Source organism: Polaromonas sp. P4_F4 (assembly GCF_056401355.1).
This window is the reverse complement of sequence record NZ_JBFUJO010000015.1, coordinates 54,680-68,587: the sequence shown is the minus strand read 5'-3', so window position 1 is coordinate 68,587 and position 13,908 is coordinate 54,680. Positions and strand designations below refer to the sequence as shown.

General features: G+C 63.0%; 12 protein-coding genes. All 12 read left to right on the top strand.

Translation table 11 applies throughout. The annotated features are described in order from the left end of the window. Window positions 1-101 precede the first annotated feature (101 nt). The 12 genes from AC1DUR_RS16255 to AC1DUR_RS16200 all read left to right on the top strand — a co-directional run bounded on the left by AC1DUR_RS16255 (window position 102) and on the right by AC1DUR_RS16200 (window position 13,811). The gene (locus AC1DUR_RS16255; RefSeq protein WP_477719752.1) at window positions 102-983 is read left to right on the top strand and encodes a glycine betaine ABC transporter substrate-binding protein; all 882 of its coding nucleotides are present in this window, start codon (window positions 102-104) and stop codon (window positions 981-983) included. Window positions 984-1,011: 28 nt separating this feature from the next. After that, window positions 1,012-1,545 carry a DUF5943 domain-containing protein gene (locus AC1DUR_RS16250; protein ID WP_477719751.1) on the top strand — a complete coding sequence of 178 codons (534 nt, stop codon included), beginning with the start codon at window positions 1,012-1,014 and terminating at the stop codon, window positions 1,543-1,545. A 9-nt stretch (window positions 1,546-1,554) separates the two neighbouring features. Continuing rightward, window positions 1,555-3,627 carry an oxidoreductase gene (locus tag AC1DUR_RS16245; RefSeq protein WP_477719750.1) on the top strand — a complete coding sequence of 691 codons (2,073 nt, stop codon included), beginning with the start codon at window positions 1,555-1,557 and terminating at the stop codon, window positions 3,625-3,627. Window positions 3,628-3,648: 21 nt separating this feature from the next. Further along, window positions 3,649-4,476, top strand: a complete 828-nt coding sequence (locus tag AC1DUR_RS16240) for an alpha/beta fold hydrolase (protein ID WP_477719811.1) — start codon at window positions 3,649-3,651, stop codon at window positions 4,474-4,476. Between the two features lie 5 nt (window positions 4,477-4,481). Beyond that, entirely contained in the window at window positions 4,482-6,365 is a 1,884-nt protein-coding gene (locus tag AC1DUR_RS16235; RefSeq protein ID WP_477719749.1) for a (Fe-S)-binding protein, read from the top strand. After that, window positions 6,362-7,474, top strand: a complete 1,113-nt coding sequence (locus AC1DUR_RS16230; RefSeq protein ID WP_477719748.1) for an FAD-binding protein — start codon at window positions 6,362-6,364, stop codon at window positions 7,472-7,474. Before AC1DUR_RS16235 ends, AC1DUR_RS16230 begins: the two co-directional genes overlap by 4 nt. Further along, window positions 7,471-8,226 carry an adenine nucleotide alpha hydrolase family protein gene (locus AC1DUR_RS16225; protein WP_477719747.1) on the top strand — a complete coding sequence of 252 codons (756 nt, stop codon included), beginning with the start codon at window positions 7,471-7,473 and terminating at the stop codon, window positions 8,224-8,226. Before AC1DUR_RS16230 ends, AC1DUR_RS16225 begins: the two co-directional genes overlap by 4 nt. 13 nt (window positions 8,227-8,239) lie before the next feature. After that, window positions 8,240-9,496, top strand: a complete 1,257-nt coding sequence (locus AC1DUR_RS16220) for an aromatic ring-hydroxylating oxygenase subunit alpha (protein WP_477719746.1) — start codon at window positions 8,240-8,242, stop codon at window positions 9,494-9,496. 16 nt (window positions 9,497-9,512) lie between these two features. Continuing rightward, window positions 9,513-10,613: an FAD-binding oxidoreductase gene (locus tag AC1DUR_RS16215; protein WP_477719745.1), complete on the top strand. Its 1,101-nt coding sequence runs from the start codon at window positions 9,513-9,515 to the stop codon at window positions 10,611-10,613. A gap of 223 nt (window positions 10,614-10,836) precedes the next feature. Then, window positions 10,837-11,874, top strand: coding sequence for a quaternary amine ABC transporter ATP-binding protein (locus AC1DUR_RS16210; RefSeq protein ID WP_477719744.1), 1,038 nt, complete (start codon window positions 10,837-10,839; stop codon window positions 11,872-11,874). Then, entirely contained in the window at window positions 11,867-12,739 is an 873-nt protein-coding gene (locus AC1DUR_RS16205) for an ABC transporter permease (protein ID WP_477719743.1), read from the top strand. Before AC1DUR_RS16210 ends, AC1DUR_RS16205 begins: the two co-directional genes overlap by 8 nt. Window positions 12,740-12,758: 19 nt before the next feature. Continuing rightward, window positions 12,759-13,811, top strand: a complete 1,053-nt coding sequence (locus tag AC1DUR_RS16200) for a GlxA family transcriptional regulator (RefSeq protein WP_477719742.1) — start codon at window positions 12,759-12,761, stop codon at window positions 13,809-13,811. Window positions 13,812-13,908 lie beyond the last annotated feature (97 nt).

The following is a 13,908-nucleotide window of genomic DNA, read 5'->3' as shown; positions in this document are numbered from 1 at the left end:
AACTGGCTCAGTGTTTTCCGTGAGGTCTGGGGCGCCTGATATGCGCTACCCGATACTGATTTTCTTGCACCTTTCTTTCATCAACCAGGAGTACCCGTACCATGACCCGCACACACACGTTTTCAACCCGCCAACGTCGCCAGTTCCTGGCCAAAACCCTGGGGCTGTCCGCGCTGGCGCTCTCGGGCACGAGCGCTTTCACCCAGACCAAACCGACGATCAAAATCGGCTTTGTGGATGGCTGGTCCGACAGCGTGGCCACGACCCACCTGGCGGCTGCGATCATCCGCAGCAAGCTGGGCACCCCGGTGGAGTTGGTACCACTGGCCGCAGGCATCATGTGGCAGGGTGTGGCGCGGGGCGACCTGGATGCAACGCTGTCGGCCTGGCTGCCGGTCACGCACGAAGCCTATCTGACCAGTTTCAAGGACAAGGTGCAAATCCTGGGTGCCAACTACCCTGGCGCCAAGATCGGCCTGATCGTGCCCGACTATGTGAAGGCCACCAGCCTGGCTGACCTGAACAGCCACCGCGCGGATTTCGACAACCGTATCGTCGGCATCGACGCGGGCGCAGGTGTCATGCGCAAGACCGAAGAAGCCATCAAGGCCTATGGCCTGGAAATGCGTTTGCTGCCCAGCTCTGGCCCTGCCATGGCGGCAGAACTGGACCGCGCCTACCGCGCCAACAAGGCCATTGCCGTGACCGGCTGGATTCCGCACTGGATGTTCGCCAAGTACAAGCTGCGCTTCCTGGCCGATCCAAAAAACATCTACGGCGCCGAAGAGCATGTGGACAGCGTCATCAACCCTGCGCTGAACACCAAGGCCCCGGCAGTCGTGGCCTTCCTGAAAAAGCTGTCGTGGAAGCCCGAGGAAATCGGCGCAGTGATGCTGGCCGTCGAAGGTGGTGCCAAGCCCGATGCAGCAGCTGAAAAATGGATTGCCGACAACCCAGCACGCGTAGCTAGCTGGCTCTCTTAAGCCCCCCGACCATCTGAGGACGCGCACGATGCACCCCCAACTCCCCATTGAAGTGAACGCCGACACAGGCGTCTGGACCACCGACGGTTTACCGATGATTTATGTGCCCCGGCACTTCTTCGTCAACAACCATGTCGAAACCGAGGCCGTGGTGGGGCGGGAGGTGTATGCCCCGGCGCTGTACAAGGCCGGGCACCGCTCGGCCTACTTCTGGTGCCAGCAAGAATCGGCGACCCATGGCCTCTCCGGCATGGCGGTGTACGAGCACTACCTCAAGCGCTTGTCGCAACGCGGTTGGGGTCTGTTTTCGTTCATCGAAGCGGACGCCAGCACCGGCCACGCCCAAGTCAAGCTGGAGAACTCGGTCTTCGTACTGGCGCAAGGCATTGCCGGAGTGCCGGTAGACCACAGCAAGGTCTGCTACCTGTTCGCCGGCTGGTTTTCAGGCGCAATGGACTGGGTGCTGGAGACAAGCGGCTCCGCCGTGCGCACCACCAGCACCGAGACCCAATGCGCGGCAGAAGGCCACGCCCACTGCGTCTTCACCGTCAGCCCACGCTAGAGTTTTGCCATGCGCTACCCGCATTTGTTTGAGCCCATCCGCCTGAACCAGGTTCTGCTGCGCAACCGTATCGTCAGCACCGCGCATGCCGAGGTGTATGCCGAAGGCGGCAACCCGACCGAGCGCTACATCCGGTACTACGAAGAAAAGGCCAAAGGCGGTGTGGGCCTGGCGATTTGCGGCGGCTCCAGCCCGGTGTCGCGCGACAGCCCCTGGTCGTGGTGGAGCTCGATCAACCTGGCCAAAAATTCCGTGATCGAGCCGCTGAGCCGGTTGGCCGACACCATGCACAAACATGGCGCCAAGCTGATGATCCAGGCCACCCACATGGGGCGGCGCAATGCCTGGCACGGCTTTGACTGGCCGCACCTGGTCAGCCCTTCCGGCATCCGCGAACCGGTGCACCGTGGTAACGCAAAAACCATCGAGATCGAAGAAATTCGCCGCATCGTGGCCGACTACGGCCGGGCCGCCAAGCGCGTCAAAGACGCCGGACTGGATGGCATCGAAATCTCTGCCGCGCACCAGCAGCTGGTCGACCAGTTCTGGAGCCCGCGCGTGAATCATCGTACCGACGAATACGGCGGCAGCCTGGAAAACCGCCTGCGCTTCGGCATGGAAGTGCTGCAAGCCGTGCGCGAGCAGGTCGGCGCGGACTTCTGCGTCGGCATGCGCATGTGCGGCGACGAATTCCATGAAGACGGCATCAGCCACGAGATGGCCAAAGAGATCGCCCAGGCCATGTCTGAAAGCGGACTGATCGACTTCCTGAGTGTGGTGGGCTCGGGTGCCGACACCCACAACACCCTGGTGAACTGCATGCCACCGATGGCGCTGCCGCCTGAACCCTTTGTGCACCTGGCCGCCGGCATCAAGTCGGTTTCCAAAGTGCCGGTCATGCACGCGCAAAGCATCCGCGATGCATCGCAGGCCGAGCGCATTCTGGCCACCGGCATGGTGGACATGGTGGGCATGACCCGCGCGCAGATCGCCGACCCGCACATGGTCATCAAGATCCGCGACGGCAAGGAAGACCAGATCAAGCAATGCGTCGGTGCCAACTACTGCATCGACCGCCAGTACAACGGCCTGGATGTCCTTTGTATCCAGAACGCTGCCACCAGCCGTGAAGAAACCATGCCGCATGTGATCGAGAAGACCACCGGCGTGCGCCGCAAGGTGGTCGTCGTCGGCGCCGGGCCAGCGGGCCTGGAAGCCGCCCGCGTGGCGCGCGAGCGCGGCCACGAGGTGGTGCTGTTCGAGAAGAACACGATCGTCGGTGGACAGGTGAATCTGGCCGCCAAGCCGCCCAAGCGCGAGCAGATGGCCGGCATCATCCGCTGGTTCGACATGGAAACCGTGCGCCTGGGCGTGGACCGCCGATTCGGCGTGGCCGCCACCCCGGAAATGATCCAGGCCGAGCAGCCCGACATCGTAGTGCTGGCCACCGGTGGCCTGCCGCACACCGGCCAGACGCCGGCCTGGGGCGCGGCCGAGGGCCTGTGCGTCAGCAGCTGGGACATCCTGTCGGGCGCCGTCGCACCGGGCGAAAACGTGCTGGTCTATGACAGCATCAGCACCCATGCGGGCACCGGCGTGGCCGACTTCATCGCCGCGCGCGGCAAGCTGGTGGAGATCGTGACGCCTGACGTCAAGGTAGCCGATGACGTAGGCGGCACCACCTTCCCGATCTTCTACCGCCAGCTCTACGCCAATGCCGTGATCCAGACGCCGAACTTCTGGCTGGAAAAGGTCTACAGAGAACACACCAATGAAGGCGACAAGCTGATCGCCGTGTTGAAGAATGAATACACCGAGGCACTGGAAGAGCGCGCCGTGGACCAGGTGGTGGTGGAGAACGGTATCCTGCCGAACGACGGCCTGTACTGGCAGCTCAAGCCGCTGTCGCTCAACAAGGGCCAGACCGATATCGACGCCTTGTATGACGCACTACCGCAACCCGGTTTGAGCCAAGCCACCGGCAACGGGGATTTTCTGCTCTACCGCGTCGGCGATTGCGTGTCAATGCACAACATCCACGCGGCGATCTACGACTCGCTGCGCCTGTGCAAGGATTTTTAAGCAATGGCCGCCCTGACCCCGATGTCCGACTGGATACTTTCGCGCCGCTTCGCGTTTGAAGGGCAAGACGTTCGCTACGAGATTTTCGGCGAGGGTCCGCCGCTCGTCCTGGTACACGGCACACCATGGTCCTCGTTCAACTGGCGCCATCTGATCCCGGCACTGTCGCAGCATTGGTCAGTGCACGTCTACGACCTGCTCGGTTATGGGCAGTCAGAGATGGCAAGCGCAGGCGCAGACCAGGATGTATCGCTCGAGGTACAGGGCCGCCTGCTCGCCGCCTTGCTCAAACACTGGAAGCTCGAGGCACCCCGAGTCATCGCCCACGATTTCGGTGGCTCCGCCACGCTGCGCGCGCACCTGCTGCACGGCTGCGATTTCAAGCAGATCGTGCTGGTCGATCCCGTCGCGCTGAAGCCCTGGGGCTCACCGTTCTTCGCGCATGTACAAAAGCACAAAGCCGCGTTCCAGGGCGTGCCCGACTACATCCATGAAGCGATCATCCGTGCTTACGTTCAGGGCGCAACGCATGCGGCGATGCCGGATGACACGCTCGCCGGCATCTTGAAGCCGTGGCGGGGGGAGCGTGGGCGACACGCGTTCTATCGTCAAATCGCGCAGGCTGACCAGCGTTACACCGATGATTTGGAGCCGCTCTATGCACGCATCGCTCGCCCGGTGCTGATCGCCTGGGGCGAGGCCGATCGCTGGATTCCCGTCGAGACCGGCCGGCGGCTGCACGCAGCGATTCCCGGCTCGCGCTTCACCGCGATTGCCAACGCCGGCCACCTGGTGCAGGAAGACCAGCCGCAGGCGCTGCTCGGCGCGGTCGAGAACTTTCTGCGGTGACGACGATGAACTGGTCCCTCCCCCACATCCTGACCCTGCTGTTCTGGCTCGCCGCCGCCTGCTTCGCCGCAGGGCTGGCGCGCCGCGTCCAACTCTGGCGCGCCGGGCGCCCTGCCGTGGTGAACTGGCTTGGCCTGCTGGCGATCCCCAAGCGTTATTTCATCGATCTGCATCATGTCGTGGCGCGCGAGCCCTATATCGCGCGCGCTCACATCGCCACAGCCGGTGGCGCGGTGGCGGCCCTGCTGTTGGTCGCGGTCAACTACGGCCTGGCGATCTACGCACGCTGGCTCGATGCGGCGATCGTCGCTGCCACGTTGCTGATGCTGGGCGGCGTGGTCTTCGTCTGGTTGCGCCGCCGCGTCGCGCCGGCCCGTCTCTCGCGCGGGCCGTGGAACCGCCTGCCGTACACGCTCGCTGCCTTCGCGCTGGGCCTCGGCCTGGTGCTGCTCGTGCCGTCGTCGACGCTGTCGGTCGGCATCGCCGTGATCGCCTTGTTGCTGCTGTTGGCCGGTGCGGCCGAGCTCGCGCTGGGCATCGCCGGTGGGCCGATGAAGCATGCCGTCGCCGGCCTGTTGCACCTGGGCCTGCATCCCCGGCCCGAGCGCTTTGGTGACAAGCGCTTCGCCACCGCGCTGAAACCGCTGCGCCTGACCGCCGACGACATGGGCGTCGGCAAGCCCGCCGACTTCGCCTGGAACAAGCTGCTGTCGTTTGATGCCTGCGTGCAGTGCGGCAAGTGCGAAGCCGCCTGTCCGGCGTTTGCCGCCGGCCAGCCGCTGAACCCGAAGAAGCTGATCCAGGACCTGGTGGTCGGCATGAGCGCCAAGAGCGACGCGAATTACGCCGGCAGCCCCTACCCTGGCCAGCCGGTGGGCGAACATGCAGGCGCGCCGCACCTGCCCATCGTCAACGGCCTGATCAACAGCGAGACGCTCTGGTCCTGCACCACCTGCCGCGCCTGCGTGCAGGAATGCCCGATGCTGATCGAGCATGTGGACGCGATCGTCGACATGCGCCGCCACATGACCCTGGTCGGTGGCGTGGTGCCGAACAAGGGCATGGAAGCGCTGGAACAGCTGCGCGACACCGACACCGTCGGCGGTTTCCCGCTCACCGCCCGCCACCACTGGGCGGCCGACCTGAACGTGCCGCTGCTGGATGTCGGCGGCCAGACCGACTGGCTAGTTCTGGTCGGCGAAGGCGGCTTCGACATGCGCTACCAGCGCACCCTGCGCGCCTTCGTCAAGACGCTGCAAAAAGCCGGCCTGAAGATCGCCCTGCTGGGCACGGCGGAAACCGATTGCGGCGACCTGGCACGTCGCCTGGGCGACGAAGCCGGCTTCCAGCGCCTGTCCCTGCAGCTCATCGCCACCCTGAAGACTCGCGGCTTTCTGCACATAGTGACGCCCGACCCCCACATCTTCCACTCGCTGAAGAACGAGTACCCGGCCATGGGCGGCGACTTCGACGTCTGGCACCACACCCAGCTGCTGGCCGACCTGCTGGCCAAAGGCCAACTGCAACCCACCCGCGCCGGCAGCCTGGAGACCGTGACCTACCACGACCCCTGCTACCTGGGCCGCTACGGCCGCGAAGTGGAGGCTCCGCGCGCCGTGCTCAAAGGCATAGGCATCAAGGTAGTGGAGATGGAACGCAGCCGCGAACGGGGCCGCTGCTGCGGCGGCGGCGGCGGTGCGCCATTTACCGACATTCCCGGTGCCACCCGCATCCCCGACATCCGTATCGCTGACGCCAAAAACACCGGCGCAGGCGTGGTGGCTGTCGCCTGCCCGAACTGCACGGCGATGCTGGAGGGCGTGGTCGGGCCGCGTCCCGAGGTGCTGGATATCGCCGAGCTGCTGGCCCACGCATTGGAGGTGGCATGAACACACACGCACCCTCAGCACCCACACGCCGCGTAGACCCGCGCCGCCCCGCCATCATCACACCGGCAGGCCTGCGCCGCATCGTGTTGGGCAGCAGCGAAGGCGAACGTCTCGGCGCACACAGCACATCACATCAAGCCGTTGTCAAAACAGTGCGCAGCGCGGGCCCGTTCACCCACGCCACGCTGGTCGTCACCCACGCCGAGCGTGGTGCATTGACCGATGTGGCGCGCCAGGCGATTGCGGCGGCGGCGATTTTGGCCCCCGCCGATACAGAAGTCATCGTGGCGGTACTCGGTGCCTGCCATGACGACGTGGCCGGGCTCGGTGTGGACCGCTTACTCGCATTAGACAGTTTTGATGCCAGCCGCTACCAGCCCACAGCCTGCGTGCAATGGTTGCAAGGCCTGCAGACTACTTGGACCCCGACACATTGGCTCTTCGTCGACAGCGGGGCCGACGGCCAGCTGGGTCGCCGTTTTGCGATCCAGGCGGGGCTGAGCCTGGCCTGTGGCGTAGTGGAACTGGGGACCGACGCCTTGCGCGTGCCCGCCAGTGCCAGCCAGGACTGGCTGCGCCCGCATACCCAGGTCATGCTGCTAACCAAAGGTGTAGTCAGCACCAAGCTGCCGTTTGTGGGACTGGGCCTGCGAGACGTAGCTGCCGCGTTACCCATCGCATTGGATTCCGGGATCGAAGACCTGGGCGTGCAAGCCGGGGACCCGCAGACACTGGCGCTGGAGGAAGCCGACTTCATCCTGGCAGCAGGCAATGGGGTGACGGATCTGCCGCTGTTCCACTCGCTGGCGCTGGAGGTGGGAGCCGCTGTTGGGGCCTCGCGGGTCGCGGTGGACGATGGCCGCTTCGCCCGCGCCCAGCAAATTGGAGCCACCGGAAAAACCGTTTCCGCCTCGGGCTATCTGGCTCTGGGGATTTCCGGTGCGGTGCAGCATCTGCAAGGCATCAAAGACTGCCGCCACGTCATAGCGGTCAATCTGGACTCCTCCGCGCCAATTGCGCGCCGCGCCGACCTGACCGTGGTGGAAGACAGCGCAGCCTTGATGCAGGCCCTGCTGGAACTGGTGCGCCGGCAAAAGGAAGATGTATGAGCGACATCACAGTATTGGTCGCAGCCCGCACCCATGCGGTCAGCGGCAGGCCCACACGCAGCCGTGCCGATGCCAGCGCGGCGGCCCTGGCTTTGGGTTTATCGGGCACCGTGCGGCTGGTTACCGCAGGCTCCTTGCCGGACGCTGTGGCCCGCGACTACTTGGCCCTGGGCGCACCGCGGCTTGAAATTGTGGAGTGTGGCGGGGCTGCCGATGTCTTGGCAGCGCTGGTCCCGGCTTTGCACAATGTGCCCTGGGTATTGACCGGCACCCGTTCAGAATCCGAGCACGGCACGGGCATGCTGCCCCATGCCCTGGCAGCTGCGTTGGGACGCCCGGTGGTCACCGATGTACTGGCCGTGCAGCCCGACGGCGACGCCTGGATCGTGACCCAGGCCCTACCCAAAGGAGCCCGAAGACGCCTGCGCATTAGCCCACCTGCCATGCTGGCGGTGAGCGCCGCTACCCCCCAGACATTGCGCCATTCACTGGCCGACGCCATGGCGGGCCAGATCGTGCGAACGCCCGTTCAAACCTCTGGGCCGGCAACCGCGCCTGCAGGCCAGCGTGTGCCCAATAGCAAGCGCCGCAAGTTACTGGAGGCCAAGACCGTCCAAAGCGGCCACGCCCGCATGCTGGGAGCGATTGAGTCGCCTTCGACCGGCGGCACGGTGCTCCAGGCAGGCAACCCACACACCAAGGCGCAGGCGGTATTGGACTACCTGCGAGCCCATTCTCTTGTGCATTTTTGAAGAGACACCCACCATGACAAAAACCATTTCTGCACAAACCCTGCTCACGCGCGAGTTGCTGGCGCGGCGACGCCCTGGCTACAGCCTGGAGGCGCCGTTCTACCTGAGCGATACGCTGCTCCAGGCCGACATGGAGCACATCTTCGGCCAACACTGGATCTTCGTCGCGGTCGAGCCGCAGCTACCGGAAGCCGGGGACTACATCACCGTGGACTTCGGGACCAACTCCATCCTGATCGTGCGCGACGACGACATGCAGATCCAGGCCTTCCACAACGTCTGCCGCCACCGGGGTTCGCGCCTGTGCGCCAGCCAGCAGGGCGTGGTGGGCAACATCGTTTGCCCCTACCACCAGTGGACCTATGACCTGAAAGGGCAATTGATCCACGCCAAGCACATGGGTGAAGACTTTGACCCCCGTGGCCTGGGCCTCAAGCCGGTACATGTGCGCAGTCTGGCCGGCTTGATCTTCACCTGCCTGGCCGAGAATCCCCCCGAAGACTTTGAGCAGATGGCGGCGGAGATGACCCCCTACCTGGCACCGCACCAGCTCAGCCAGTGCAAGGTAGCGGCCCAGGTCGATCTGGTGGAAGACTGCAACTGGAAGCTCACCATGGAGAACAACCGCGAGTGCTACCACTGCATGAGCAACCACCCGGAGTTGACCATCTCCTTGTACGAATACGGCTTTGGCTACCAGCCGGACGAACACAACGCGGCGGGGCTGCAGCGCTTTCAAGACATCATGGCCGCCAACCACGAACGCTGGGAGGCCATGGGCCTGCCCTCCGCAGAGATCGAAACCCTGGACTCGCGCATCACCGGCTTTCGCGCCCAGCGCCTGCCGATCGACCGCTCAGGCCAGTCACAAACCATGAACGCCGAAGTGGCGTCGAAGAAGTTGCTGGCCAACTTCGTCGATCCAGCACTCGGCGGCTTGTCGTTCTGGACCCAGCCGAATTCCTGGCACCACTTCATGAGCGACCACATCGTCAGCTTTTCGGTGTTGCCGATTTCCGCCACCAAAACCCTGGTGCGCACCACCTGGTGTGTGCACAAGGATGCGGTCGAGGGCGTGGACTACACCGTGGACAACCTGACGGCCGTGTGGAATGCCACCAATGCGCAAGACCGCCGCCTGGTGGAAGAGTCGCAGATTGGCATTGCCAGCGGCGCCTACGAACCCGGCCCTTACTCGCCCTTCACCGAAGGTCTGGTCGAAAAATTTTGCAACTGGTATGTGAACCGCTTAAGCACGCTAACCCGCTGAGCATTTGCCCTTCCCGATGTCCACACCACTCCACGCTCCCGACCTGGCAGCCCCCGCGTCCCAGCCCTGGTCTGCCGACCAGGACGAAACCCTGCGATGCGTGCAAATCCGCCAGGAAACCGCCGATGTCAAAACTTTCATACTGGCAGCCAAAGGCCCACGCAGTTTTCGCTACCTGCCGGGCCAGTTCATCACACTGGAGCTGCAGATCAACGGCCGCAGCGTGAATCGCTGCTACACGCTGTCTTCCACCCCCACCCGTCCGGACCTCGTAAGCATCACCGTCAAGCGGGTGCCGGGCGGCGAGGTGTCCAACTGGCTGCACGAGCACTTGCGCGTGGGCATGGACTTGGGCGCGATGGGGCCCTCCGGCGACTTCAGCTGCTTCAAGGCCCCGGCCCAACGGTATCTATTCCTGTCGGGCGGCAGCGGTGTGACGCCCTTGATGTCGATGACGCGGGCACTGCACGACCTGGGCAGCGATGCCGACATCGTGTTTGTGCACTGCGCGCGCAGCCCTGCTGATGTGCTGTTCCCGGAAGAGCTGAGCCTGATGGCGCGCAACATGACACAACTGCGGCTGGCCACCGTGTGTGAGCAACACAGCCCCGGCAGCGCCTACGCCGGACATTTGGGGCGCATGGATGCGGCGCGGCTGGCCCATATTGCCCCCGACTTTTTGCAGCGCGATGTCTACACCTGTGGCCCGGCACCGTTCATGGCGGCGGTGCGCGCACTGCTGGTGGCGGCGGGTTTCGACATGCAGCGGTATCGGGAAGAGAGTTTCTCTTTTGAAGCTGCGGTACCGGAGGCAATGAACAACGCGACTGCAGCACAAAATGAAAATGCGGTTTCTGTATACCAAATTCAACTACAGAAAATGGGCCAGGCATTTTCATGCCGTGCCGATCAAACCATTTTGCAAGCAGCGGTTACTGCGGGTTTGCGCCTTCCCTCTTCTTGCAGCAGTGGCGCCTGCAGCACCTGCAAAACAAAAAAAATAGCCGGCCAGGTAGACATGAAACATGCCGGAGGCATTCGCCAACGCGAAATTGACCAAGGTTGGATTTTGCCCTGTTGCAGCAGGCCCGTGAGTGATATTGCACTGGATCGGTGAGTTCAAAAACGTGCATGTGTCGATACAAAAATGGCTTCAAGTTTCCATTTGTAATCATGAAAATCCATTTTGGTGCTACCGACAAAAATAGAAGTCCAAGAAGTCCAACCTATAGGCAAACCCCATAGCCTAAAACATATTCGCCCTAGAAAATAGTGGCACGCTGTTTGCTCATAAGAAAAACCCGCAACAGACAGTGAAAAAATTCCCCAGGAGACCCACGATGCCAAAGCCCAAAATCAGCGTTAGAAATCTTTACAAAATATTCGGAAATAATATTTCCGAGGCATTGAAATTGCTGGGAGAAGGCCTAGGCAAAGACGAAGTATTTGCCAAAACCGGGCATGTCGTGGGCGTCAACAAAGTCAGCTTCGACGTGGTGGCGGGCGAAATTTATGTGCTGATGGGTTTGTCGGGCTCGGGTAAATCCACCTTGATTCGGCTCATCAACCGCCTGGTTGAGCCTTCCTCAGGGTCCATCAACATCGACGGCGAAGACATAGCCGCCCTGCCGCAGTGTGACCTGGTCAAGTGGCGGCGCAAGCGGGTCGCGATGGTGTTCCAGTCTTTTGCGCTGATGCCGCACCGCAATGTGCTGGACAACGCTGCCTTTGGCCTGGAAATGGCGGGCACGCCGCGCAAAGCGCGTGAAGACCGGGCCATGGAAGTGCTGCGCCAAGTGGGCTTGCAGACTTACGCGGCCAAATACCCGTCGCAGTTGTCGGGCGGCATGCAGCAACGTGTAGGACTGGCGCGGGCTCTGGCCGTGGACCCCGACATCTTGCTGATGGACGAGGCCTTCTCGGCACTCGACCCGCTCAAGCGCGTCGAGATGCAAAGCCTGATGCTCGATTTGCAGCGTGAGCAGCAGCGCACGGTGTTGTTCGTCTCGCACGACCTCGAAGAAGCACTGCGCATCGGCACCCGCATCGCCATCATGGAAGGCGGCAACCTGGTGCAGGAGGGCACCGCCCACCAGATCATCACCCAACCTGCCAACGACTACGTGCGCAAGTTTTTCAAAGGCGTGGACACTTCGCGCTACCTGACAGCGGCGGACTTGCTGGACCCTGGACTGAACGGCCACTCCTACAACGGCGGGCCGCGCCTCCCCTCCCACACCACCCTGCCCGAGGCCATGAAAATCGTGCTGGGAATGGACCATCCGGTGGGCGTATTCGACGCCACCGATCGCTTGCTGGGCTGCATTTCCGCCCGCAGCCTGCTTGTCAAAATGTCCCAAGAGGCCCGCCATGTCTGATCTTTTATCCCAAGTCACCGAAGCCTCGCACGACGTGCTGCCCCTGGGCCGCTGGGTCAATGCCGGGGTGAAACACCTGCTGGACAACGGCGCTACCGTATTCGATTCGATTGGCGTGGTGGTGGAACAGTTTGCCCAATGGGTCGAGATGGGCATGTTGGCCCTGCCCTTCTGGCTGGTAATTCTGGTCGCCGCGGCCGTGGGCGTTCGCCGCCTGGGCTGGAAGTTTGGGGTGTTTGTGGCGCTGGCCTTGACGCTGATTGTGGTCACCGGATTCTGGTTGCAAACCATGGTCACGTTGGCCCTGACACTCTCGGCCACCCTCATCAGCCTGTTTTTCGGTATTCCGCTGGGGATTTGGTGCGCACGCAACAACCGCGTCAATTCCACCGTACGGCCGATGCTGGACTTCATGCAAACCATGCCCGCCTTTGTGTACCTGATTCCTGCTGCCATGCTGTTCGGCCTGGGCCGGGTGCCTGGCACCATTGCCACCGTGATCTTCGCCATGCCGCCGGTGGTGCGCCTGACCAGCCTGGGCATCCGCCAGGTGAGCTCCGAACAGGTGGAAGCGGGCAACGCCTTTGGTTGTACCGCCACCCAGTTGCTGTTCAAGGTGCAACTGCCCATCGCCATGCCGACCATCATGGCAGGCGTCAATCAGACCATCATGATGGCGCTGTCGATGGTCATCATCGCCTCGATGGTCGGCGCAGGCGGCCTGGGCAACGACGTACTCGCCAGCATCCAGCGCCTGAACATCGGCCTGGGGTTTGAGAGTGGACTGGCGGTGGTTCTGCTGGCCATCATCCTCGACCGCCTCACCGAGAGTTTTGGTGCAGCCCGCAAGAGCAGCGATAGCTAAGTTCCGATAGGAGCGCCCCGTGCCACGCATCCCTCTTGAATCTCCCCCGTCCGCAGCTTTGGGTGCCAACGACGGAAAGTCTAAAAAGGGCAGTACCCATATCGGCTTCATCCTGTTGCACGACTACTCGATGATCGCCTTTGCCAATGCCGTAGAAACGCTGCGCATGGCCAACTACATCAGTCGCCGCCCGCTGTACCGATGGACCGTGGTGAGCCCCGAGCAGACAGCCGCCGTGGCCAGCAACGGATTGGCTCTGACGTCCATCGGAGATCTTGCCGACCTGGCCGAATGCGACATGGTATTTGTCTGTGGCGGTGTCAACATCCGCAGCGTGACGAATGACGCCGTGCGCCAGCTTCTGCGCCAATGCGCCGCCAGCGGTGTGGCCATGGGCGCGCTGTGTACGGGCTCTTTTGCGCTGGCCAGCGCCGGACTGCTGGACGGTTACCGGTGTGCCATCCATTGGGAGAATCTGGCGGCGATCAGTGAAGAGTTTCCCAAGGTGCGATTTGCGCCGGAGGTTTTCATCCTCGACCGCGACCGTATGACCTGCTCCGGTGGTACAGCACCACTGCACCTGATGCTGCACCTGATCCGCGAGCGCCACGGCGCCAAGCTGGTGATGGATATCTCCGAACAATTTATCGTAGAACGGCTGCGTGCCAGCAACGACCGCCAGCGCATCCCGCAGCCCGAGTGCATCGGCCCGGGTTACCAACATTTGACCGAAGCTGCCGAGATCATGGCCGCCAACATTGAAGACCCCTTACCCCTGGCCGAACTGGCCAGCGCCATCGGGCTGTCGCTGCGCCAGCTAGAGCGCTTGTTCCACCGCTACTTCAGCATAAACCCGGCGCAGTACTACATGAACCTGCGACTGCGCCGCGCCCAGGAATTGCTGACGCACAGCAGCCAGCCCATCATGCAGGTCACCGTGGCTTGCGGTTTCCAGTCGTCATCGCATTTCTGCAAGGCCTACCGTAGTTTGTTCGGACACGCGCCCAGCGAGGAGCGCCGCCGCCAGGCGGGCGCCGGCGAATCTCGCACAGCGGTGATGCGGGTGGCTTGAAGCACCTGGCCCCAGCCATGCACCTGCCGCTGCGGTACAACTCCACGTCGTTCCCAGCAAAGTTCTGCCGCGTCAACCTGTAAAAGTGCAGTGGTGT